At 69.1% G+C, this 21,472-nt stretch carries 21 protein-coding genes and 2 riboswitches; of the genes, 6 read left to right on the top strand and 15 right to left on the bottom strand.

What is annotated here, in order from left to right; translation table 11 throughout:
* Positions 1 to 4 precede the first annotated feature (4 nt).
* Both OHZ10_RS08760 and OHZ10_RS08755 read left to right on the top strand, forming a co-directional pair.
* A complete protein-coding gene (locus OHZ10_RS08760; protein ID WP_342704391.1) occupies positions 5 to 262 on the top strand; it encodes a hypothetical protein in 258 nt (85 codons plus the stop codon).
* A gap of 150 nt (positions 263 to 412) precedes the next feature.
* Complete coding sequence (locus OHZ10_RS08755; protein ID WP_059234218.1) at positions 413 to 835, top strand: NUDIX hydrolase; 423 nt, start codon at positions 413 to 415, stop codon at positions 833 to 835.
* Positions 836 to 856: 21 nt separating this feature from the next.
* On the opposite strand, the gene OHZ10_RS08750 is transcribed toward OHZ10_RS08755, so the two are convergent.
* From OHZ10_RS08750 to OHZ10_RS08715, 8 genes are all read right to left on the bottom strand, one after another.
* Positions 857 to 1,183, bottom strand: a complete 327-nt coding sequence (locus tag OHZ10_RS08750; RefSeq protein WP_059234220.1) for a low molecular weight protein tyrosine phosphatase family protein — start codon at positions 1,181 to 1,183, stop codon at positions 857 to 859.
* A 31-nt stretch (positions 1,184 to 1,214) separates the two neighbouring features.
* Entirely contained in the window at positions 1,215 to 1,787 is a 573-nt protein-coding gene (locus tag OHZ10_RS08745; RefSeq protein WP_196486574.1) for a DUF1993 domain-containing protein, read from the bottom strand.
* Between the two features lie 185 nt (positions 1,788 to 1,972).
* On the bottom strand, positions 1,973 to 2,425 hold the full coding sequence (locus tag OHZ10_RS08740) for a YaiI/YqxD family protein (RefSeq protein ID WP_011351963.1): 453 nt from the start codon (positions 2,423 to 2,425) through the stop codon (positions 1,973 to 1,975).
* A 55-nt stretch (positions 2,426 to 2,480) separates the two neighbouring features.
* Complete coding sequence (locus OHZ10_RS08735; RefSeq protein ID WP_233464120.1) at positions 2,481 to 3,017, bottom strand: vWA domain-containing protein; 537 nt, start codon at positions 3,015 to 3,017, stop codon at positions 2,481 to 2,483.
* A 140-nt stretch (positions 3,018 to 3,157) separates the two neighbouring features.
* The gene (locus OHZ10_RS08730; RefSeq protein ID WP_059234226.1) at positions 3,158 to 4,234 is read right to left on the bottom strand and encodes an ATP-binding protein; all 1,077 of its coding nucleotides are present in this window, start codon (positions 4,232 to 4,234) and stop codon (positions 3,158 to 3,160) included.
* Positions 4,231 to 8,040, bottom strand: a complete 3,810-nt coding sequence (gene cobN / locus OHZ10_RS08725; RefSeq protein ID WP_342702092.1) for a cobaltochelatase subunit CobN — start codon at positions 8,038 to 8,040, stop codon at positions 4,231 to 4,233. The genes OHZ10_RS08730 and cobN overlap by 4 nt, the downstream gene beginning before the upstream one ends.
* 6 nt (positions 8,041 to 8,046) lie before the next feature.
* Positions 8,047 to 9,135 carry a cobalamin biosynthesis protein CobW gene (cobW, locus tag OHZ10_RS08720; protein ID WP_174991483.1) on the bottom strand — a complete coding sequence of 363 codons (1,089 nt, stop codon included), beginning with the start codon at positions 9,133 to 9,135 and terminating at the stop codon, positions 8,047 to 8,049.
* Positions 9,136 to 9,161: 26 nt separating this feature from the next.
* A complete protein-coding gene (locus tag OHZ10_RS08715; protein ID WP_256084846.1) occupies positions 9,162 to 10,220 on the bottom strand; it encodes a HoxN/HupN/NixA family nickel/cobalt transporter in 1,059 nt (352 codons plus the stop codon).
* 188 nt (positions 10,221 to 10,408) lie between these two features.
* Positions 10,409 to 10,672: riboswitch (cobalamin riboswitch) on the bottom strand.
* Positions 10,673 to 10,785: 113 nt separating this feature from the next.
* Positions 10,786 to 11,021: riboswitch (cobalamin riboswitch) on the top strand.
* A gap of 110 nt (positions 11,022 to 11,131) precedes the next feature.
* Here OHZ10_RS08715 and cobA point away from each other — a divergent pair.
* The 4 genes from cobA to OHZ10_RS08695 are packed head-to-tail and all read left to right on the top strand — an operon-like array spanning position 11,132 to position 14,259.
* Entirely contained in the window at positions 11,132 to 11,941 is an 810-nt protein-coding gene (gene cobA / locus OHZ10_RS08710) for a uroporphyrinogen-III C-methyltransferase (RefSeq protein WP_425394768.1), read from the top strand.
* The gene (locus tag OHZ10_RS08705) at positions 11,938 to 12,315 is read left to right on the top strand and encodes a cobalamin biosynthesis protein (protein WP_059234232.1); all 378 of its coding nucleotides are present in this window, start codon (positions 11,938 to 11,940) and stop codon (positions 12,313 to 12,315) included. Before cobA ends, OHZ10_RS08705 begins: the two co-directional genes overlap by 4 nt.
* A gap of 34 nt (positions 12,316 to 12,349) precedes the next feature.
* Positions 12,350 to 12,952, top strand: coding sequence for a cob(I)yrinic acid a,c-diamide adenosyltransferase (gene cobO / locus OHZ10_RS08700; RefSeq protein ID WP_342702088.1), 603 nt, complete (start codon positions 12,350 to 12,352; stop codon positions 12,950 to 12,952).
* 2 nt (positions 12,953 to 12,954) lie between these two features.
* Positions 12,955 to 14,259: a cobyrinate a,c-diamide synthase gene (locus OHZ10_RS08695; protein ID WP_342702087.1), complete on the top strand. Its 1,305-nt coding sequence runs from the start codon at positions 12,955 to 12,957 to the stop codon at positions 14,257 to 14,259.
* Positions 14,260 to 14,285: 26 nt separating this feature from the next.
* Here OHZ10_RS08695 and bamE read toward each other — a convergent pair whose 3' ends face one another.
* From bamE to OHZ10_RS08660, 7 genes are all read right to left on the bottom strand, one after another.
* Positions 14,286 to 14,825, bottom strand: a complete 540-nt coding sequence (gene bamE / locus OHZ10_RS08690) for an outer membrane protein assembly factor BamE domain-containing protein (RefSeq protein ID WP_342702086.1) — start codon at positions 14,823 to 14,825, stop codon at positions 14,286 to 14,288.
* A 165-nt stretch (positions 14,826 to 14,990) separates the two neighbouring features.
* On the bottom strand, positions 14,991 to 16,154 hold the full coding sequence (locus OHZ10_RS08685; RefSeq protein ID WP_342702084.1) for a M20 aminoacylase family protein: 1,164 nt from the start codon (positions 16,152 to 16,154) through the stop codon (positions 14,991 to 14,993).
* Between the two features lie 176 nt (positions 16,155 to 16,330).
* Positions 16,331 to 16,747, bottom strand: coding sequence for a PIN domain-containing protein (locus OHZ10_RS08680; protein WP_340624105.1), 417 nt, complete (start codon positions 16,745 to 16,747; stop codon positions 16,331 to 16,333).
* Complete coding sequence (gene vapB / locus OHZ10_RS08675; protein WP_059234245.1) at positions 16,744 to 17,004, bottom strand: type II toxin-antitoxin system VapB family antitoxin; 261 nt, start codon at positions 17,002 to 17,004, stop codon at positions 16,744 to 16,746. Before vapB ends, OHZ10_RS08680 begins: the two co-directional genes overlap by 4 nt.
* Before the next feature lie 250 nt (positions 17,005 to 17,254).
* Positions 17,255 to 18,271 carry a GNAT family N-acetyltransferase gene (locus tag OHZ10_RS08670; protein ID WP_340624103.1) on the bottom strand — a complete coding sequence of 339 codons (1,017 nt, stop codon included), beginning with the start codon at positions 18,269 to 18,271 and terminating at the stop codon, positions 17,255 to 17,257.
* Positions 18,271 to 19,110: a N(5)-hydroxyornithine transformylase PvdF gene (locus OHZ10_RS08665; protein ID WP_059234249.1), complete on the bottom strand. Its 840-nt coding sequence runs from the start codon at positions 19,108 to 19,110 to the stop codon at positions 18,271 to 18,273. Before OHZ10_RS08665 ends, OHZ10_RS08670 begins: the two co-directional genes overlap by 1 nt.
* An 86-nt stretch (positions 19,111 to 19,196) precedes the next feature.
* The gene (locus OHZ10_RS08660) at positions 19,197 to 21,464 is read right to left on the bottom strand and encodes a TonB-dependent siderophore receptor (protein WP_342702080.1); all 2,268 of its coding nucleotides are present in this window, start codon (positions 21,462 to 21,464) and stop codon (positions 19,197 to 19,199) included.
* Between the last annotated feature and the right edge of the window lie 8 nt (positions 21,465 to 21,472).

The raw sequence follows: 21,472 nt of genomic DNA, 5'->3' as shown, positions 1-21,472 counted from the left end.
ATTCATGAAACGGTTGTGGCTGGCGGCCTTCGTGCTGGCGTCGATGCTGGGCATCGGACACGCGCAAACCCAGACTTTCCATTTCGGCGAAGGACAGACGCAAATGCCCGCCGCGGCGCCGCGGGCCGGTGCATCCGCTGCCCGGCCCGCGCCTGCGCGCCGGCACGCGACGGCGCGATCGCCGCATCAGCGGCACGCCGTTCACAAGCGCCGTTCGCACCGCGCGAAGCCCGTGCGCAGCGGGATCTATACGCATGCGTGACACCGTGTCCGGCGCGCTGCGCTGTGCACGGAACTGTCACGAACGGCCGGTAACATCGATGCGGCTGCCTGTATGCCGTCGCGGCCTGGTGCCGCACAACCCGCTGCCGGCGCGCATTTTCTCCACGATTCAGCACCTGTTTTGCCGAACATGAGCATCGGGCCGGATACCCTCGCCGTCACCAAGGAACGCGCCACCATCGTGTGCCGCCAGCGCAGCAGCGTGCTGCTGGTCGCCCGCACGGCGTCGCGCTGGTCGCTGCCGGGTGGCACGATCCGGCGCGGCGAGACGCCGCTCGAAGCCGCGCAGCGGGAGCTTGCCGAGGAAACGCGGCTGGAGGGGCTTGTGCTCGACTACGCGGTGCAGTTCGGCGGGCTGACGAAGCTCCATCACGTGTTCGTGGCCGAGGTGCCGGCATACCTGACGCCGCGCGCGAACAACGAGATCGCCCGCTGCAAGTGGTTCACCGTCGACCGGCTCGACACGCTCCATGCGAGCGTGCCGACGCGCAAGATCATCGAACTGCTGCGTCTCGACTGTTTTTCGGCGATCGTCAACGGCCCGCTGCGTTGACGGCGGTGCTGCCCGCGCCGGTCACGCGCGCAGGAACGGGCCGGCCTTGCGTTCGAGCAGCGCGACGAGTTCGGGCTGCATGAACGCGTAGCGGTCGGGAATGTCGAGGCAGACGATCTTCTTGCCGTTCAGATGCGCACCGAACAGCGTCGACAGCCTCGCCTTGTGCGCCCGCTCCATCACGAACACGATTTCGGCCCAGTCGAGCTGCTCGGCGGACAGGCGCGCGTCCGCGTCGGGCGCGAGGCCCGCGGAGTCGGTTTCGATGCCGGGCCACGCGGCGAACACCGCTTCGGCCGTCGGGCTGCGCAGCCGGTTGCGGCTGCAGATGAACAGTGCCCGTGTCATGTCGCTTCGCGAACGCCCGTTGGCGGCCCGCTTACCCTTGCGGAATCGTGCCCGGCCGCACGTACGCGAGCATGTGCGGCACGTAATCGGCCTTGCCGAGCTCGACGCCGTGATGGCGCAGGATCGCGTACGCGGCGATCGCGTGGAAGTAGAACTGCGGCAGCGCCCAGTCGCGTGCGTACTGCTCGCCGGTCATGTCGAACGCGATCCCGTTCGGCAGCTCGAGTGCGATCGGCAGCGCCGTGCCGCCATCGAGCGCATCCGGCGCGAGTTCGCCGAGAAAGGCCAGCGTGCCCGCGATGATCGCCTGCGCGTCGGCGAGCGTGCCGGGCTGCGCATCCGCATTCCATCCCGCCTCACGCAAGGCCAGCAGCGCAGCCGGCAACGGTTCGCCGCGCAGCCGGTAGACGGGCTCCATCGCCTGGAAGCACGAGAAGCGCACCTGTGCCGCGAGCGGATACATGTCGGGCGCCAGCTTCAGCGTCATCGCCGCGTCGGGCGCGTCGCCCGCAGCCTGCCGGTGCGCGACAGCCTTGTCGAGCCACGCGGTCTGTGCGCGCAGCATGTGGGTGAAGGTCGGGATGAGAAGTTGAGTCGGTGTCACGCGTACGCTCCTGGGTTGGATTGTCGTTTGCGCCACGATAGCAGCGTCGACGCAAACACGCACCCCGGCCCGGGCGACGAGCGCGATTCGATGCGGATCCGGCGGTCCGGCGATCCGGCGTTGTGGCGCGTACGGGTCGCCCCACACGCGGGACGATCACGACGCGCGGCCGTCGCGCCCCGGCCTCAAGGCTTGCCGTGTCGCGCCAGGAACCGGTCGAGCTGCGATGCAAACGCCTTGCCGTCGCGCGCGCTGAACGGCGCCGGCCCACCGGTGTCGATGCCCGCGCTGCGCAACTGGTCCATCATCGCGCGGGTCGACAGGCGTTCCTCGATGTTCTCGCGGCTGAACCAGTTGCCGCGTGGGTCGAGCGCATGTGCGCCCTTGTCGAGAACGGCGGCGGCCAGCGGGATGTCGGCCGTGATCACGAGATCACCGGCCTCGACCAGCTCGACGATGCGTGCATCGGCCACGTCGAAGCCGGCCGGCACCTGGACGGCCTTGATGAACGGCGACGGCGGCGTACGCAGAAACTGGTTCGCGACCAGCGTCACGCAGATTTCGGCACGACGCGCGGCGCGAAACAGCATGTCCTTGATGACGGCGGGACACGCGTCGGCATCGACCAGTACTTGCATGGCGGGTTTTTCCAGTGGGCAGAAGCGGCGATCATATCGCACCGCCGGCCGGCCATCAGCCGGCGAGATCCGTGCGAAGCGCGTCGGCCGTCATCCACTGCGCGCCCCATGCGGCGGCGAGCCGTGCACCCTGCCCGATCCGCACGGCCGCATCGTCGAAGTCGACGAACACGACGTGATCGGCCGCCGCGGGCCTGGCCGGCGTCTCGCGCGTGCGCCCGTCCGACAGCACCCACAGCCAGCGCTGCTTGCCGGGCTCGCGCCGCGCATCGCGCGCGAGCAGCTGCGCGGCGGCGGCGATGCCGTCCGCGAGCGGCGTGCCGCCGCCGCCGTCGACCGGTTCGAGCCAGCGCGCATTCCACCAGCGCGGCACGGCCGGGCCGAAGCGCCGCGCGGCGCCGTGGCCGCCGAAGCAGATCAGCGCGGTTTCGACACGGTCGCGCGCGGCCTGATCGAAATACGCGACGATCAGCCCCTTCGCGAGCGCGAGCCGCTCGTGCGACAGCATCGACGCCGAGCAGTCGAGCACGAAGCAATGCAGCGCATGCGGCGTGCCCGCGCGTTTCCGGAAGCGCAGCTGATCGCGATGCAGCCGGCCGTCGCGTTTCGCGGCGAGCGTCGCCGGCCATGCAACGGCCGTGCCGGCGCGTGCCGTGCCCGGTACGCGTGCGGCTGCGCCTGACTGCCATCGAGGACCGCGAACGGCGTTCGCGGCGGCGCCGGCTCGATGGCTCAGCGTTTTTTTAGCGGCAGCGGCACCACGCTTTTCACGTCGCGCAGCCCGGCCGGTTCAGGCGGCAGATAACCCCAGTCGCCCTGCGATGCCGACGCATCGCCGCGTGTCTCGCCCGGCCGGTTGTCGGGCCGCTGGCGTGCATCCGGCGGCGAACGATCGTCGTGCTCGCCACCGTGCTGCGACGATCCGTGCGACGGCGGCGTACCCGCATGGCGCCGGTGCCGCAACACCGCTTCGGCCACGCGTTCCACCTGCGATACCGTCACCGCGTCGGCCTGTTCCAGCGCGGCCAGTGCGCGCGCGGCGCGCAGCATCACCAGATCGGCACGCAACCCGTCGACGGCCGCGTCGATGCACAGCGCGCTGACGCGCGCATGCACCGCATCGTCGAAATCCAGCGCGGCCAGCCGCGCACGCGCCGCATGAATCCGGTCGCCGAGTTCGCGCTGCGCGGAGGCATGGCGCGTGCGGAAGGCATCCGGATCGAGATCGAACGCAAGTCGCGCCTTCACGATCCGCTCGCGCTGCGCGGCGTCGAAACAGTTCTCCAGTTCGACCATCAACCCGAAGCGGTCGAGCAACTGCGGGCGCAGCTCGCCCTCCTCGGGATTCATCGTGCCGACCAGCACGAAGCGTGCGTCGTGCGCGTGCGACACGCCATCGCGCTCGACGATGTTCACGCCGCTCGCGGCGACGTCCAGCAGCGTATCGACGAGCCCGTCGGCGAGCAGGTTCACTTCGTCGACATACAGCACACCGAGGTGCGCACGCGCGAGCAGGCCCGGCCGGAAGCGCACGCCGTTTTCAGCGAGCGCATGCGCGAGATCGAGCGTGCCCGTCACCTGCTCGTCGCTCGCCGACAGCGGCAGCGTGACGAACTGCCCTTCCGGCAGTAGCTCCGCGAGGCCGCGCGCGGCGGTCGATTTCGCGGTGCCGCGCGGCCCGCTCACGAGCACGCCGCCGAGCGACGGGTCGATCGCGGCGAGCAGCAATGCCTGCTGCAGCGCGTCCTGCGCGACGAGCGCCGCAAACGGAAAAACCGCGCGCGCGCGGTGCGTCGTCGGATCGGTCATCGCCGTCCCCCTTCCTGGAGTTGTTCGCTCGCGAGCCAGACCGCTTCGATCCGCTCGCGATAGTCGCCCGGCTGTTGCCACAGGCCGCGCTGCATCGCTTCCACGAAACGTTCGCAGATGCCGTGCAGCGCCTTCGGGTTGTGTCGTTCCAAGAACGCGCGGGTGGCATCGTCGAACAGGTACGCGTCGGCGACGAGCGCGTACTGGTGGTCCGACAGCACGCGCGCGGTCGCGTCATAGCCGTACAGGTAGTCGACGGTCGCAGCCATCTCGGCCGCGCCCTTGTAGCCGTGCCGCTTCACGCCGTCGAGCCATTTCGGGTTGACGACGCGCGAGCGGATCACGCGCGCGATTTCCTCGCGCAGCGTGCGCATCTTCGGCGCGACCGGGTTCGCATGGTCGCCGTGGTAGATGCTCGGCTGCTGCCCGGACAAGTGCCGCACGGCCGCCGTCATCCCGCCCTGGAACTGGTAGTAATCGTTCGAATCGAGGATGTCGTGCTCGCGGCTGTCCTGGTTCTGCACGACGACGTCGATCGTCGCGAGCCGCTCGCCGAATACGTCGGCGGCCGCGTCGCCCGCGCTGTTCTGCGCATACGCATGGCCGCCCCACTGGCGATACGCATCGGCAAGATCGGCGTCGCTCTGCCAGCGGCGCTGGTCGATCAGGTCCTGCAGGCCCGCGCCGTAGCTGCCCGGCCGCGCGCCGAACACGCGCCAGCCGGCGCGGCGCCGCGCTTCGTCGGGCGCCACGCCCTGCGCGACCCATTTCGCACGTTCGCGCTCGATGCGCGCACGAACCGGGTTCAGTTCCTCGGGCTCGTCGAGCGCGGCGACAGCCTGCACGGCCGCATCGAACAGGTGCATCAGGTTCGGGAACGCGTCGCGGAAGAAGCCCGATACGCGTAGCGTCACGTCGATGCGCGGCCGGTCGAAGATCTCGATCGGGAGGATCTCGAAGTCGGTCACGCGATGGCTGCCGTGCGCCCATTTCGGCCGCACGCCGAGCAGCGCGAACGCCTGCGCGATGTCGTCGCCGCCGGTGCGCATCGTCGCCGTGCCCCATACCGACAGGCCGATCGCGCGCGGATAGTCGCCGTGATCCTGCAGATGGCGCTCGATCAGCTGCTGCGCGGATTTCAGGCCGAGCGACCACGCGGCCTGTGTCGGCACCGCGCGCGTGTCGACCGAGTAGAAGTTGCGGCCGGTCGGCAGCACGTCGGGACGGCCGCGCGACGGCGAGCCGCTCGGCCCCGGCGGCACGAAGCGGCCGTCGAGCCCGCGCAGCAGCTGACGCATTTCCTCGCCGCCGCATGCGTCGAGCGCGGGCAGCAGCGTCGCGCGGACGCGCTCGATCACCGCGAGCGTATGCGGCCATTCGCCGGGCGGTGTCGAGTCGGTGGCAGGGTCAGCGCCGTTGGCTGCGCACAGCCCGTCCAGCCATTGCTGCGCGAGCCGTTCGAGCCGCTCGCGCGTATCGCCCGCATGGCGCCACGGCGACGCGTCGAGCGCCTGCAGGATCGCCGGGCGCGGGCCGGCCCACGGCGCGGCCCAGTCGGCCGCGAGCGGATCGAACTCGTCGCCGGGCATCAGATCGCGCGCCAGCGCGCCGATCAGCCCCGCGCGCGCGCCCTTGCCGTCGCCGACCGGAAAGCGTGCGAGCGCGAGCAGCGTATCGCGGCGCTGGCGATCGGCCGGCGACAGGCCGAACACGTGCAGCCCGTCGCGGATCTGCGCTTCCTTCAGTTCGCACAGCCAAGCGTCGACGCGCGTGAGCAGCGCATCCTCGTCGCCCGCATCGCGCGGCGGCGACACGCTCAGTTCGTCATGCAGACGATGCTCGGCGATCGTTGCGAGGATCGTCTTGCGCAGCAGCTTCGCGCGCCGCGCATCGACCATCAGCGCTTCGTAGTATTCGTCGACCTGCCGCTCGAGATCCTGCAGCGGGCCGTAGTTTTCCGCGCGCGTGAGCGGCGGCATCAGGTGATCGATGATCACCGCCTGCGCGCGGCGCTTCGCCTGGCTGCCCTCGCCCGGATCGTTGACGATGAACGGATACAGGTGCGGCAGCGGCCCGAGCGTCAGGTCGGGCCAGCACGCGTCGGACAGCGCGACGCTCTTGCCCGGCAGCCACTCGAGGTTGCCGTGCTTGCCGAGGTGGATGACCGCGTCGATGCGATACGCGTCGCGCAGCCAGAAATAGAACGCGAGATACGCATGCGGCGGCACGAGATCCGCGTCGTGGTAGCTCGCATAGTCGTTCTCGCCGCGCGAGCGCGACGGCTGGATGCCGACGAACACGTTGCCCGCGCGCCAGCCGGCGATCGTGAAACGCCCGTGCCGCAGCGTCGGGTCGGCTTCGGGCGGCCCCCAGCGTTCGTTCAGCGCGTCGCGCACGGCCACCGGGAGCCGCGCGAACCGCGCGACGTAGTCGGCCAGCGGGAAGCTCTGGAATGCCGGGCGCAACGCGTGCACGGCCGCGTCGTTGGTCACGCCTTCGGTGAGCCGCGCGATCAGCGCGTCGCCGTCGGGCGGCAGGTCGGCCACCGCGTAGCCCGCATCGCGCAGCGTCGCGAGCACACGCAGCGCGGACGCCGGCGTGTCGAGCCCGACGCCGTTGCCGATCCGCCCTTCGCTTTGCGGATAGTTCGCGAGAATCAGCGCGACGCGCTTGTCGGCGTTGTCGAGCGTGCGCAGCCGGCACCAGCCGCGCGCGAGCGCCGCGACGAACGCGATCCGCTCGGCGTCCGGCTGGTAGCGCACGACGTCGACCTCGGTGTGCGGGCAACGGTATGCGAGCCCCTTGAAACTCACCGCGCGCGTGACGATGCGCCCGTCGACTTCGGGCAGCGCGATGTGCATCGCGATGTCACGCGCATGCAGGCCCTGGTTGTCGGCCACCCACGCGTTGCGATTGCCGCCGGACAGGATCACCTGCAGCACCGGCGCGTCGCCGGCAAGCACGTCGTGTTCGGGGCTGTCGATCGCGCCGGCCGCGAACGCGGTCGTGTTCAACACGAGCGCGACGCCGTGCGTGTCGCAGAGCTGCGTGATGACCTCGCGGCTCACCGCATCCTTCAGCGACGTCACCGCGATCGGCAGCGGATTCAGCCCCTCCTCGACGAGCGCATCGGCCAGCGCGTCGAACACGGCCGTGTTCGCGGCCTGCCAGTGCGCGCGATAGAACAGGATCGCGACGACGGGCGCGCCGGGCGTCCAGCGCGGCTGCCAGTCGTCGACGCTCGCGCGGTCGCGCGCCGGGTGATACAGCGCGGCGGCCGGCAGCGGGCGCGGCAGCTCGGGGGCGTCGCCGAACCCGAGCGTGTGGAATGCAATGCTGCGCAGCAGCGCGTCGGCGTTGTGTACGCCGCCCTCGCGCAGATAGCGCCACCACAGCCGGCACAGATCCGGCGTGACGGTACTCTTCGCGACGAGGTTCGGATCTTCCTGCAGATCGCCCGAGAACATCGCGAGCTGCTGCCCGCGCTTCGACGCGAGCGACACGGCCTGCTCGATCCCGTACGGCCAGTACGCCTCGCCGCCGAGATGATCGATCACGACCGTCTTCGCGTGGCGCAGCACGTCGTCGACATAGAAATCGACCGACGCCGGCTGGCGCAGGAACGTGACGTTCGCGAGCCGCACGCTCGGGAAACCTTCGGCCAAGTGCGGCACGACGCTCGCGAGCAGCGACAGCGTCGTGTCGGCCGAACTCAGGATCACGATGTCGGCCGGCTGCTGGTCGATCCGGACGACACCCTGCGTATCGTCGACGAAGCCGCCCGGCGTGGTGCGCAGCAGATGCATCGTGCGTTACGCCTGTTGCAGCTCGGCCGCGCACGCGGCGTCGAACGCGCGTTGCAGTGCGGCCGCGTCGAGATCCTCGCCGATCAGCACGAAGCGGCTCGCGCGCGTTTCGCCGTCCTGCCAGCGACGGTCGAAATAGCTGTCGAAACGGCGCCCGACCCCCTGGATCACGAGCCGCATCGGCGCGCCGGGCAGCGCGGCAAAGCCTTTCGCGCGGTAGATCGTGTGCGCTTCGACGACGCGCTGCAGCGCGGCGATCGTCGCTTCGCGCGTGCCGGCGTCGCCGGACACGACCACCGAGTCGAAATCGTCGTGATGGTGATCGTGATCGCCGTCGTCAGCCGAGCCGTGATGGTCGTGACGCAGGTGGATCGTTTCTTCCGACGCCGATTCGAGGCCGAGCAGCATCGCGAGGTCGAGCTCGCCGCGTGTCGCGCGCACGATCTTCACCTGCGGCGGGATCTCGTCACGGATCGCGGTTTCGATCTGCGCAAACTCCGCGTCGCCGACGAGATCGGCCTTGTTCACGATCACCAGATCGGCCGACGACAGCTGATCGGCGAACAGTTCGTGCAGCGGCGATTCGTGGTCGAGGTTCGGATCGGCGCGGCGCTGCGCGTCGACGGCCTGCGGGTTTTCCGCGAACTGGCCGCTCGCGGCGGCCGGCCCGTCGACGACGGTCACGACCGCGTCGACCGTGAAGCTGTTGCGGATCGTCGGCCAGTTGAACGCCTGCACGAGCGGCTTCGGCAGCGCAAGGCCCGACGTCTCGATCAGCACGTGGTCGATGTCCGCGCGGCGCTCGACGAGCGCTTCCATCACCGGATAGAACTCTTCCTGCACGGTGCAGCACAGGCAGCCGTTCGCGAGTTCGTACAGCTGGCCGGACGCTTCGCCCGGCGCGCCATCGGCGTCCTCGCAGCCGATGCCGCAGCCCTTGAGGATCTCGCCGTCGATGCCGAGTTCGCCGAATTCGTTGACGATCACCGCGATGCGGCGGCCTTCGGCGTGTTGCAGGATGTGGCGCATCAGCGTCGTCTTGCCGCTGCCGAGAAAGCCCGTGACGATCGTGACGGGAAGCTTGCGTAGGGTCATGGAATATCCAGGGTCGTAAGGGAGAGTCAGGCCGAGATCGTCACGTCGATCTCGTCGTAGCGCTTTAACCGGTAGATCAGGGCCGACACGAGCCAGCATGCGAGGAACAGGCCGATCACGACATAGCCGAGCATGCCGAAGTGCGACGCCACCATCGACGCGAAGTCCCACACCGGGCCCTGCAGCGACAGCTTGTCCGCGAGCAGCGCGAGCACCTCGATGCCGCCGATCAGCGCGGCGACCAGCACCGACACGAAGGTGATCGTCATGTTGTAGTAGATCTTGCGGATCGGCCGCACGTACGCCCAGCGATACGCGCCCATCATCAGGATGCCGTCGGTCGTGTCGACGAGCGTCATGCCGGCGGTGAACAGCATCGGCAGCGCCATCACGGACCAGAACGACAGCCCGCCCTGCACCTGCGCCGCCGAGATACCGAACAGCGCGATCTCGGTCGCCGTGTCGAAGCCGAAACCGAACAGGAAGCCGACCGGATACAGGTGCCAGCTGCGCGACACGAGCCGGAACAGCGGGCGGAACAGGCGCGCGAGCACGCCGCGCTGGTTCAGCAGCATGTCGAGATCGGCGTCGACGATCGGCTCGCCGCGCCGCGCGGCGCGAAAGGTCCGGTAGACGGAAATCAGGATCAGCAGGTTCGCGATCGCGAGCACCAGCAGGAAGAACGCCGACACGCTCGTGCTGATCACGCCGCCCCACGCTTTCATGCTCTCGAAGCGCGCGAGCGACGCGGCCGTGAGCGTCACCACGACCGACATCACGATCACGACCGTCGAATGGCCGAGCGAGAAGAACAGGCCCGCGCCGAGCGGGCTGCGCCCCTCCTGCATCAGCTTGCGCGTGACGTTGTCGATGGCCGCGATGTGGTCGGCGTCGACCGCATGACGCAGCCCGAACACGTACGCGAGCAGCGCGGTGCCGAGCAGCACGGGCTGGCCGTGGAAAGCGGCGAATGCCCAGATCCACGCGCCTGCGTTGAAGGCGATCAGCAGCGCATAGATCGCGACGATCTTGCCGCGCAACCCGGACGGACTGTCGTTGAACAGGCGAAACAACGAATCGGGCATGACGCTCCTTGGCGAACGGTCGACATGAAGAATGCCAACACGGCCGTCGCTACGCGGCCCCGCGCGGTCCGGCCCTTCATCGCACCGGAACATGCGCACTCGCGCAGGCGGCCGGACGTCGGGAATCGGGAAACGCTCGGGTGTCGGGCACGCTACGGTCGTGGACGATGCGCCGCCTCCCCGCGGCGCTGAACCCCAATGTTTAGGCCGGTATCCGGACTGACGAACACGCCGCTTCGCCTTCCCGGATGCGCAGGGCATCCAGTGGCGGTCGTCCGCATGCGGGCGGCATGCGGCGAAGCGGCGCTGCATCGCGGCGGGCACGATGCGTTCGCTTACCGTTGCGGGGGCAGCACAGGTTGGCTCGACTGCGACGCAGGCAAGCTCCCTGTTTCCCGTTTAACTGCGCACGCCGGAAGGCGCGCGCGAGCACCAAAACGCGTGCGAGTGTAGGCGGCGGGGGCAGGAGCGTCAAGGCGGCACGGGCCGCGGGACTGCGTTCCGCACCGCCCTCGCGCCGCGCCGGAGGCCTTCCGTGGCCGGTTCGCGCGGGCGAACCGTGTGCTATCGTATGCGCCGCGTTCGGTGCTCGCATGCGCATTCCGTGCATGCAGTTAAACGGGAAACAGGAGGCGGATGACCGCCCGGCCTGTGCTGTCCCCGCAACGGTACGCCGCCTGCGCGACGCGCTCCCCGCGCACGCGCCCAGGCCGCCCGCGATGCCACTGCCCTTCACCGGGCGGGAAGGCTGCGGCCTGGCAAGCGGCCAGCCCGGATACCGGCCGACGCAAGGGGCGAGCCCGATGCTCGCCGAACGCCCGATCCGCGGGGGACGGATGGGGTGCGCATTCCGCCCGCGTTCGCGCGGGCTTCGCCCGATCCGTCATGCATTGCCTGTCCGCCGGCCGCCGATGTGCCGCCCGCCTTTTCTTTTCCACTGTTTCGACACGGTGCGTACCGTGCCGCGTGCGATGAGCCGCGCCTGGCTCATCGGCGCCGGCCCCGGCGACGCCGACCTGCTGACGCTCAGGGCCGTGCGCGCGATCGGCATGGCCGACGTACTGCTCGTCGACGATCTCGTGAACCCCGACGTGCTGCGCCATGCGCGCACCGACGCGCAGATCGAGCACGTCGGCAAGCGCGGCGGCCATGCGTCGACGCCGCAGGACGCGATCGTCGCCGCGATGCTCGCGCATCTGCGCGCGGGCCGTAGCGTCGCGCGGCTCAAGGGCGGCGATCCGTTCGTGTTCGGCCGCGGCGGCGAGGAACTGGCCGCGCTTGGCGCGGCGGGTTTTCCGGTCGAGGTCGTGAACGGCATCACCGCCGGCATCGCCGCGCCGGCCGCACTCGGCATTCCGGTCACTCAGCGCGGCGACGCGCAGGGCGTGATCTTCGTCACGGGCCATGGCGCTGGCGCCGACGAGCCCGACTGGCGCGCGCTCGCGGCCACGCGCATGACGATCGTGATCTACATGGGCATCCGCCGGCTCGACACGATTGCAGCGGCGCTGCGCGAAGGCGGCCTGCCCGGCGATACGCCGTGCGCGGCGATCGAGAACGCGACGCGCCCCGAACAGCGGCACGTGCTTGCGACGCTCGACAGCCTCGTCGAACGCGTCGGCGCGACCGGACTCGGTTCGCCGGCGATCGTCGTGATCGGCCGCGTCGCGGCGCTCGCGGACGATCCGGCGGTGCGTGCGGCGCTCGGCGGCCGCGCATGATGCGTGTCGCGCTCGGCATCGGCTTTCGCGCGGACGTCACGGCCGCGCAACTCGATGCCGCGATCCGCGCAGCGTTGGCGCGTTACCCGGCCGCCGAACCGGCGCTCGTCGCGACGCTCGCCGACAAGGCGCGTGCCCGTGCGCTGCGCACGCTGTGCGCGCGACGCGGCTGGCCGCTCGTCGCATTCGACGCGATGCAGCTGGCGAGCCGTCCCGAACTGGCCGCGAGCGGTCCGTCGGACGCCGCGCTTGCACGCTTCGGTGTTGCGGGCGTGGCCGAGCCCTGTGCGCAGCTTGCAGCGCCGCGTGGCCGCCTGCTGGGCCCCAAGTCCATCCGGGACGGCGTGACGGTCGCGCTCGCCGGCCCGCTCTGAACCCTTTGTTTCGCTTTCGACAGGACGATTTCCGATGAAGACCGATGCCGAATCCCATCAGCGGATGACCGAACGCCGCCGCGCCGGCCACGAGAAGAAACAGGCCGCCGCCACCCACGAAAAGGGGCTGCTGATCGTCAATACCGGCAACGGCAAGGGCAAGAGCACGGCTGCGTTCGGCATGGCCGTGCGCGTGCTCGGCCATGGCATGCGGCTCGGCGTCGTGCAGTTCATCAAGGGCGCGCTGCACACGTCCGAGCGCGACTTCCTCGGCGCGGTTGCCGAATGCGATTTCGTGACGATGGGCGACGGCTATACGTGGAACACGCAGAACCGCGACGCCGATATCGCGACCGCGCGCAAGGGCTGGGACGAGGCGCGCCGGATGATCGAAAGCGGCGACTACCGCATGGTGATCCTCGACGAGCTGAACACCGTGCTGAAGTACGAATACCTGCCGCTCGACGAAGTGCTCGCGGCGCTTGCCGCGCGCCCCGCTTCGGTCCACGTCGTCGTGACCGGGCGGCATGCGCCCGATGCGCTGATCGACGCGGCCGACCTCGTCACCGAAATGCGGCTCGTCAAGCATCCGTACAAGGAGCAAGGCGTGAAGGCGCAGCGCGGCGTGGAGTTCTGAGCATGCCCGCCTGCCCCGCGCTGTTCGTCAGTGCGCCCGCGTCGGGCCAGGGCAAGACGTCGGTGACGGCCGGCCTCGCGCGGCTGCACCGCCGGCTCGGCCGCCGTGTGCGCGTGTTCAAGACCGGGCCCGACTTTCTCGATCCGATGCTGCTCGAACGCGCGAGCGGCGCCCCCGTGCATGCGCTCGACCTCGGGATGGTCGGCGAGGCCGGCTGCCGCGCGCTGCTTGCCGATGCCGCGCGCGACGCGGACCTGATCCTGATCGAAGGCGTGATGGGGCTGTTCGACGGCACGCCAAGCAGTGCCGATCTCGCAGCCGCGTTCGGCGTGCCGGTCGTCGCGGTGATTTCCGCGAAGGCGATGGCGCAGACGTTCGCGGCGATCGCATTCGGGCTCGCACGGTTCAGGTCGGGGCTGCCGTTTCACGGGGTGCTCGCGAACCGCGTCGGCTCGGCACGTCATGCGGAATTATTGCAACAGGCGCTGCCCAGCGACCTCCGCTGGCTCGGGCACGTACCGGCCGATGCGGGCATCGCGCTGCCGGAGCGGCATCTCGGCCTGCACCAGCCGGCCGACATCGACGATCTCGAGGCACGGCTCGATCGCGCGGCCGACGTGCTCGTGCAGACGGCGCTGGCTGAATTGCCGCCGGCCGTCGCGTTCGCGGAACCGGACGCCGCGGCGCCGCTGCCGCGCTCGCTCGCCGGCAAGCGGATCGCGATTGCGCGCGATGCGGCGTTCTCGTTCATCTATCCGGCGAATCTCGCGCTGCTCGACGCGTTCGGTGCGCAGTTGCGATTCTTCTCGCCGCTCGCCGACGAACCCGTGCCGGATGATTGCGACGCGCTGTTCCTGCCGGGCGGCTATCCGGAACTGCATGCGGCGACGCTTGCGGCGAATGACGAAACGGCACGGACGATTCGCGCGCATGCGGCGGCCGGCCGGCCGATCGTCGCGGAATGCGGGGGGATGGTGTATCTCAGTGAATCGCTGACCGATGCGGACGGTGCGACGACGTCGATGCTCGGCCTGCTGCCGGGGCAGGCGACGATGCAGCGCCGGTTCGCCGCGCTCGGCATGCAGCAGCTCGATACGCGCACCGGACCGATGCGTGGTCACACGTTCCACTACTCGCGGCTCGCGACGCCGCTCGATCCGGTCGCGCATGCGGCACGCCCCGACGGCGTGCCGGGTAGCGGCGAAGCCGTCTATCGCCACGGCGCAATCGTCGCGACGTACATGCACATGTATTGGCCGTCGAATCCGGCGGCGGCGGCGGCGCTGTTCGGCGGCACGGCGTTCTGACCGAAAACCGGCGAGGTGCCGCGATGTCAGGGCTTTTCGCGGCCCGGCGCTTCCGAACGCGAAGTGCGGATCACGGTGCCGTCGGGCGAGAAATGCGCGTTGAACATCGCGTCGCCCGATACGCCGCCCTCGGCCCAGTGCCAGCTCCACACCTCTTCATGGCTCAGCGCGTATTGCGCGACCTCGGTCGGCTTGCCGAGCAGTTGCCGCACGTCGTCCTTCGACATCCCGGGCACGACCTTCGCGATGTTCGCCGCCGTCAGTGCCTGCGTGATCGACACGAGCCGGCCGTCGGGCCCGAAATCGAGCATGTAGGTGCTCGTGCCGTACGGGCCGCGCGGATACTCGAACCGCTGCGACCCGTCGTCGCCCTGCCTGACCATTTCCGGCTTGCCCGCCTGGCGGAGCACGTCCTCGGTCGTCGAGACGCCCGGCTGCAGTTTGCCGAACGCCATTGGATCGGGCTTGATCGCGTTCACCGCGTCGGCCACCTTCTGGTCGTCGCACCCGGCTGCCAGAACGCCGACCGCACAAGCCGCCAGCACGCTCAGAAGCTGTTTTCGCATGTCATCCACACCTGTATTCATCGAGCCGATCCGGCGTCGCGCGCAGCGTAGCACGCGACCTGTTCCGTCGATGTCAAGGAGCGTCAAATTCACGCGCGTCCTGTCGCGCCCCGTTTCACGGACGCGCACGTCGAACGGCGGCTGCGACGCCGCCGCGCTGCTTCTTCAAACCAGGAACGCCTCGGCCAGCTTGACCCAATACGACGCGCCGGTGGGCAGCGCCGCGTCGTTGAAGTCGTAACCCGGGTTGTGCACCATGCAGCCGCCCTCCCCGTCACCGTTGCCGATGATCAGGTAGCAGCCCGGCCGCTTCTCGAGCAGGAACGCGAAATCCTCGCTGCCGGTGAGCGGCACCATCCCGTCGATCAGGTTCGCTTCGCCCACCCATTCGCGCGCAACACTGCACGCAAACTCGGTCATTTCCGCATCGTTGACGAGCACCGGGTAGCGGCGCTGGTAGTCGATCGTCGCGGTCGCGCCGTACACGGCAGCTTGCGCATGCACGACTTCCTTGATGCGCGTCTCCAGCAGGTCGCGCACGTCGGGTTTCAGCGCGCGCACCGACAGGCGCATCTGCGCGCGATCGGGAATCACGTTCGGCGCCTCGCCCGCGTGGATCGCGCCGACCGTGACGATCGCCATGTCGAGCGGCGACACGTTGCGCGACACGATCGTCTGCAGCGCCAGCACGATCTGCGCGCACACGACGACCGGATCGATCGCCTTGTGCGGCACCGCGCCGTGGCCGCCGCGGCCCTGCACGTCGATGACGACGGTGTCGGACGACGCCATGAACGACCCCGGCAGGAAGCCGAACTTGCCGGTCGGGAAACCCGGCATGTTGTGCATCGCGAAGATTGCGTCGCACGGGAACAGCTCGAACAGCCCTTCGTCGAGCATCTTCTTCGCGCCGCCGAGCCCTTCTTCCGCCGGCTGGAAAATCAGGTTCAGCGTGCCCGAGAAGCGGCGCTCGCGTGCGAGATGCTTCGCGGCCGCGAGCAACATCGCCGTGTGGCCGTCGTGGCCGCACGCGTGCATCTTGCCGGCGATCTTGCTCTCGTACGGCAGGCCCGTGGCCTCGTGGATCGGCAGCGCATCCATGTCGGCGCGCAGGCCGAGGCGCTGCGTGCCGGTGCCGACCTTCAACTGCGCGACGACGCCCGTGCCGCCGAGCCCGCGATGCACCGTGTAGCCCCACGACTGCAGTTGCTCGGCGACGAGGTCGCTCGTTGCGAATTCTTCGAAGCCGAGTTCGGGATGGGCATGGATGCGGTGCCGGATCTCGATCATTTCGTCGGCGAGGCCTGCGGGGATCACGCTGTGCGTCACGGTTTCGTCTCCTGTTTCTGCGGGGAATGTGCAGGCAAGGATAGTCGGTTCGCCGGCAACCGGGCAGACGGAAAGTCGTCGCGGTAGCAACCTGCAGTTGCCGCTGGTGCGATGCCTGGTGCGCACGCTGAAAAGTGAACCGGGCGCGACACGCTTACAGGTTGGCCCCGCCGTGCTCAGGCCGCCCAATCCTCGAGCGACAACCCCGCGACACGGCCGAATGCGCGGCCATTATGGGTGACGAGCACCGCGCCGGCCGCAATCGCATGCCCCGCGATCGACGCATCGTTCGTGCCGATCGGCGTGCCGCGCGCGGCGAGATCGGCACGAATCGCGGCCGTGGCATCGACGGCCGCCGTATCCCATGGCAGCACGCCATCGAGCCGCGAAACAAACGCCGTCACGAGTTCCGCGTGCTTCGGCGACGCCTTCTTGCCAACCGCGCCAAACCGCATCTCGGCGTAGGTCATGGCCGACACGACGATCCGGTGTTGCGCATTCACGCACGACTGCAACCGCGACAGCACCACGGGGGGCCGCTCGCGCATGATGAACGAACAGATGTTCGTATCGAGCATGTAGAGCGTGGTCACCGGTTGGACTCCGTCGGCGCGTCGGCGTCGGACAGGTCGAAGCGGCCGGACTCGATGACGGCCGGGCGTTCGGCAAGGAAATCGGCATCGGCCAGCGGTTCGTTCGCGAACGACAGCCACGTTGGCCGTACCGGCCTCAGCAGCAACGTGTCGCCCTCGCGGCGGATCTCGAGTTCCGTCACCCCCTCGAACTCCATGTCCTTCGGGATGCGGATTGCCTGATTACGGGCGTTCTTGAAAATGGAAACGGTGCGCATGAGCCACTCCAGCGGAGTACGATGCGTCCATTCTAGGCATATGTCGGCATATGTCAATTTGACGGGGTGCGAATCGGACGTCGTGCCCCACGCTGTCGCGGAGGTTCGGGTCATGTTGCCGGCCTGTCGTCGATGAAGAGTGAGATCGATTCTTCACGACGCAGGCCTCGCGGTCCATATCCCGAACGGCCGATGCCGGTGCGGCACCAGACCGCGCGCAACGTCGCGCCGACGCTGCGCACCCGCGCCGTCACGGCAGCCGGAAAGTGTCAAAGAACGTATCGCGCTCGATCACGGTGAGTGCCGCGCGCTTGTGCGGGAAGTCGAATTCCTTCAGCGTGTAGAACCCGAGCCGGTGCATGTACGCGATGTGCCGCACGTGATCGACGCGCGGCTCGCCGACGAGCCGTTGGGTACGCGGTTCGTCGACGAACATGTAGTGCAGCACCCCGCTCCACCACGCATGCAGCTTGCCCGCGCTCTGGAAACGCGAGTCGCCGATGAGCAGGTGCAGCCCGCGATCGTAGTCGTGCGCGTCGTAGAACGGCGCGAGGCGGTCCTCCTTCGCCCAGTAGAACTCGAAATAGCCGAACGGCGTGTCGTCGAAATAGCCGATCATCGGGTGCATGTGCGGATCGGCAAGCCGTTCGGCGAGATACGCCGCATGCTCGTCGCGCGTGCCGCGCTGGTCCCAGAAATGCGCGACGCGATCGAGGTTCATCCAGCCGCTGAACAGGTCTGCGTGCGCGTCGATGTCGACGGTGCGCAGGCTGAACGTCATCCCGACCTGCGGCATGTAGCGCGCATAGATTTCGCCGGCCGGCGACGGCGGGCGCACCGGGTGCCGGTGGCCGTTCGTGATCACGTGGCGCAGCGGCATCCCGCCCGACGCGGGGGCCTTCAGCCACGGCCGCGGGTTCTGCCAGAACGTGGTGCGCGATACGGTGAGCCGCAGCGTGTCGCCGGCCACCTGCGCGCCGTCGATCACGCCTTCGCGCACCGCGCGTGCGACGTACGACGCGACGGCCGCCGCATCGGCGCCGCCGAGCGGCACCGAGATCGTCGCCGCGTCATGGCGCGTATCGGTGTTGAACAGCGCGACGAACGTCGCGAGCAGCGCGTCCGGCGAAGCGTCGGGCCGCCATGTGTCGAGCGTATGCTCGACGAAGGCCGCAGCCTGCCCGTGCGCGGCGCCGTCCAGCGCGGCGGCCACTTCCCCTTCGACGGCGTCCGCGACGCCAGCCGGTTTCGTCAGCGTGTCTTCCATCACAGTGCTCCCGCGTCATGGCGGTCGGCGAGGACGTGCAGCCCGCGCTCGAGCGCCGGAAACAGGCTGCGCTGGAAGTTGTTCCAGCGCAGCTCGAGAATCGTGTCGTCCGGCGCGATCGGCGTGTCGAGCACGTCGCTGATCACCTCGCCGGAATCGATGCCGTTGTCGACGTAGTGAAACGACGCGCCCGTCATCGTCACGGGCTCGACGGACGACGTCGTGCCGTTCGCCCAGTCGACCCGTTCGCCGCGCGCGCCGTGCAGCGCGTCGAGCGTCGCCCACGCGCCGCGCCGCTGGTACGGCGAATCGTCGGCCGTGATGCCCGGGTGGATGTTCGCGATGCGCCGGTGAAAGCGCGCGCCGGGCCGCACGAGCTCGTCGAGAATCACGAGCAGCCCGTCGAGCACGACGATGTCGGCGTCGAGTTCGAGCAAACGCTCGAGCAGGCGCCGCTCGAACGCCTGCTTGCCGGCCACGCGCTCGCGCGCGTCGCGCGGCAGCCGCCGGTACGTCGACGGAATCGAGCAGAACAGTTCGTCGACCGGCCGGCCCTGCACCGTCAGCCCTTCCGGCAGGATCCACGGGCGGCCCGGCGTGCGCGCGAAGCCGTAGTCGGCCACTTTCGCGCGGTCGGCCGGTGACCCGTCGTCGTCGTCGACGATCACGCCCTGGAGCGTATAGCGCTCGCCGAGCGGAGAATCGTTCAGGCGTTCGACGAGGAATTCGAGCGGCGCCTTCATGTAGCGCGTGCTGCCCTGATAGGCGACCGGCTGGCCGGCGCGATCGGCCGCGCCGTTGCGCAGCGACTGGATGTAGACGAGATTTTTCTTCGGCATGGAGGCGTCGTGGAAAAGCGGACGAAGGCGCCGCGGCCGGCCCGCACCGGCCATGAAGGCCGGCCGGCAGGCCGCGGCGCGCAACATCACCAGTTGTATTTCGCGGTCGCGATCACCGTGCGGTCGGTCCCGAAAATGCAGACGTTCATCGACTGGCAACCGCTGATGTAGTGCCGGTTGAACAGGTTCGTCCCGTTCACGGCGAAGCGCCAGTTACGCGTGTCGTAATGCAGGCCCGCGTCGAACAGCGTGACGCTCGATACCGTCAGCGAGTTGTCGGCCGCACCGGCCGACGCGCTCTGGTAGCGAATGCCGCCGCCGAGACCGAAGCCCGCGAGCGGCCCCGTGTGCCACGTCCAGTCGGTCCACAGCGACGCCATCTGGCGCGGACGCGGAATGTCGACCGGCCAGTTGTTCAGCGATACGTCGTTGGCCTGCACGTTCTTCACGTCCTGATAGACGTACGACGCGATCACCGACAGGTTCCGCGTGACCTTGCCGGTCGCGCTCAGCTCGATCCCGCGCGAACGCACCTCGCCCGTCTGCACCGACTTCGTGCCGGTGGTGTCCTGGCTCGGCAGCGCCGACGTGAGCACGTTGGTCTGGTTGATCTGGTAGATCGCCGCGTTCAGCATCAGGTTCTTGCCGGGCGGCTGCCAGCGCAGGCCGGCCTCGATCTGCTTGCCGCGCGTCGGCTGCGGCAGCCCGCCGCCGAGCATGTTCACGCCGATCAGCGGGTTGAACGACGTCGCGTAGCTGATGTACGGCGACAGCCCGTAGTCGCCCTGGTACGTGAGGCCGACGCGGCCGGTGAACGCCGTGACGTCCGCCTTCGTCGACGTGCCCGCCGCACGATCGTCCTGGCGCATGTTGACCCAGTCCTCGCGGCCGCCGAGCGTCAGCGTCCAGCGGTTCCACTTGATCTGGTCCTGCGCGTACAGGCCGAACGTGTTCATCGTCGTGTACGTGTTGGTGCGGCCGGTGGCATCCGGATTGGAGAACACCGACGTGGTCACGGGGGCATAGACCGGGTTGTAGATGTTCAGCGGCGGCGCAGCGGCAATCCATTCGCTGTCGGTCGCGGTCTGCCGGTTGTACTGGAAGCCGAGCAGCAGCGTGTGTTGCAGCGGGCCCGTCGCGAAGCGGCCCTCGACGTTGTTGTCGATGTCGAAGCGGCTGTAGTTCATCTGGAACACGCCGGCCCAGCGCGACACGTCGGTCGTGCTGCCGTCGACGAAGCCGTTGCCCCACACCGAGCCGTTGTCGAGCGACAGGTGCATCAGGCGGGTGTTCTGGCGGAACGTCCACGTCGGCGTCAGGTTCTGCTCGAACTGGTAGCCGACCGACCACTGCTTCTTGCGGTAGTAGTTGAAGTTCGGATCGCCTTCGTAGACGTCCTTGTTGATCTGGCCGTTCGGGTTCGGCAGCACCGTGCCCTGCGCGGGCAGGAAGTTCGACGAGATGTCGCCCCAGTCCTGCAGGTACGTCGCGGACAGCGTCAGCGACGTATCCGCGTTCGGGCGCCAGCGGAACGACGGCGCGAGCGCGACGCGCTGGTCGTTGTTCGGGCCGGTCAGCGCATTGCCGTCGCGTGCGACACCGACGAACCGGTACGCGTACTTGCCGTCCGGGTCGAGCTTGTCGCCGACGTCGATCATGAACTGTTTGCGCGCGTAGTTGCCGATCTGCACCCCGGCTTCACGCACGCGCTCGCCGTCGGCGAGCTTGGTCTGCACGTCGATGATCGCGCCCGGATCGCCCGCGCCGTACAGCACCGAGGTCGGCCCGCGCAGCACGCTGATGCTGTCGATCATGTACGGATCGACGCGCCAGCTCGCGAGGTTGATCGTGTTCGGCACCTGCAGCCCGTTCACGTAGGCGGTCGGCGTGAAGCCGCGCAGCGCCGCGTACCAGTCCGAGCGGTTGTCCGAGCCATACGACGAGAAGCCCGGCACGTAGCGCAGCGCCGCGTTCACGTCGGTGGCGCCGGTCATCTCGATCTGCTGCGCGGTGACGACGTTGATCGTCTGCGGGATCTCGTTGAGCGGCGTGTCGGTCTTGGTGCCGCTCCTGCTGCGCTTCGCGACGAGCCCGACCGTGCCGTCGCTTGCCGAGGCCGCGTTGACGGTGATCGCCGGCAGCGTGCCGCTCTGCGCGCTGGTCGACGCACTGGCCGCCGCGCCGTTCGGTGCACTGCTGGCCGACGCCGCGGCGCCTGCGTTCACGGCCGGCGCCGTCTGGGCGTATGCGTGCCCTGCCGCCGCCGTACCGAACGCCACGCTTGCCGCGGCCGCGATCGCACGCAAACGCGTGCCTGTTGCCCACTCCATCTTTCTCTGCTCCACTTTTTTCATGCGGTCTC

Source organism: Burkholderia arboris (assembly GCF_038723655.1).
GTDB classification, from domain to species: domain Bacteria; phylum Pseudomonadota; class Gammaproteobacteria; order Burkholderiales; family Burkholderiaceae; genus Burkholderia; species Burkholderia arboris.
Note: the sequence above shows the minus strand (reverse complement) of the source record. Positions and strands in the feature narration are given on the sequence as shown.

Coding starts and splice junctions, on each gene's coding strand:
- OHZ10_RS08670 (WP_340624103.1), bottom strand. CDS start 18,271: ATGGAAGACACGCTGACGAAACCGGCTGGCGTCGCGGACGCCGTCGAA.
- OHZ10_RS08660 (WP_342702080.1), bottom strand. CDS start 21,464: ATGAAAAAAGTGGAGCAGAGAAAGATGGAGTGGGCAACAGGCACGCGT.
- vapB (WP_059234245.1), bottom strand. CDS start 17,004: ATGCGCACCGTTTCCATTTTCAAGAACGCCCGTAATCAGGCAATCCGC.
- cobO (WP_342702088.1), top strand. CDS start 12,350: ATGAAGACCGATGCCGAATCCCATCAGCGGATGACCGAACGCCGCCGC.
- OHZ10_RS08705 (WP_059234232.1), top strand. CDS start 11,938: ATGATGCGTGTCGCGCTCGGCATCGGCTTTCGCGCGGACGTCACGGCC.
- OHZ10_RS08750 (WP_059234220.1), bottom strand. CDS start 1,183: ATGACACGGGCACTGTTCATCTGCAGCCGCAACCGGCTGCGCAGCCCG.
- OHZ10_RS08665 (WP_059234249.1), bottom strand. CDS start 19,110: ATGCCGAAGAAAAATCTCGTCTACATCCAGTCGCTGCGCAACGGCGCG.
- OHZ10_RS08730 (WP_059234226.1), bottom strand. CDS start 4,234: ATGACCGATCCGACGACGCACCGCGCGCGCGCGGTTTTTCCGTTTGCG.
- cobA (WP_425394768.1), top strand. CDS start 11,132: ATGTGCCGCCCGCCTTTTCTTTTCCACTGTTTCGACACGGTGCGTACC.
- OHZ10_RS08695 (WP_342702087.1), top strand. CDS start 12,955: ATGCCCGCCTGCCCCGCGCTGTTCGTCAGTGCGCCCGCGTCGGGCCAG.
- OHZ10_RS08740 (WP_011351963.1), bottom strand. CDS start 2,425: ATGCAAGTACTGGTCGATGCCGACGCGTGTCCCGCCGTCATCAAGGAC.
- OHZ10_RS08760 (WP_342704391.1), top strand. CDS start 5: ATGAAACGGTTGTGGCTGGCGGCCTTCGTGCTGGCGTCGATGCTGGGC.
- bamE (WP_342702086.1), bottom strand. CDS start 14,825: ATGCGAAAACAGCTTCTGAGCGTGCTGGCGGCTTGTGCGGTCGGCGTT.
- cobW (WP_174991483.1), bottom strand. CDS start 9,135: ATGACCCTACGCAAGCTTCCCGTCACGATCGTCACGGGCTTTCTCGGC.
- OHZ10_RS08755 (WP_059234218.1), top strand. CDS start 413: ATGAGCATCGGGCCGGATACCCTCGCCGTCACCAAGGAACGCGCCACC.
- cobN (WP_342702092.1), bottom strand. CDS start 8,040: ATGCATCTGCTGCGCACCACGCCGGGCGGCTTCGTCGACGATACGCAG.
- OHZ10_RS08715 (WP_256084846.1), bottom strand. CDS start 10,220: ATGCCCGATTCGTTGTTTCGCCTGTTCAACGACAGTCCGTCCGGGTTG.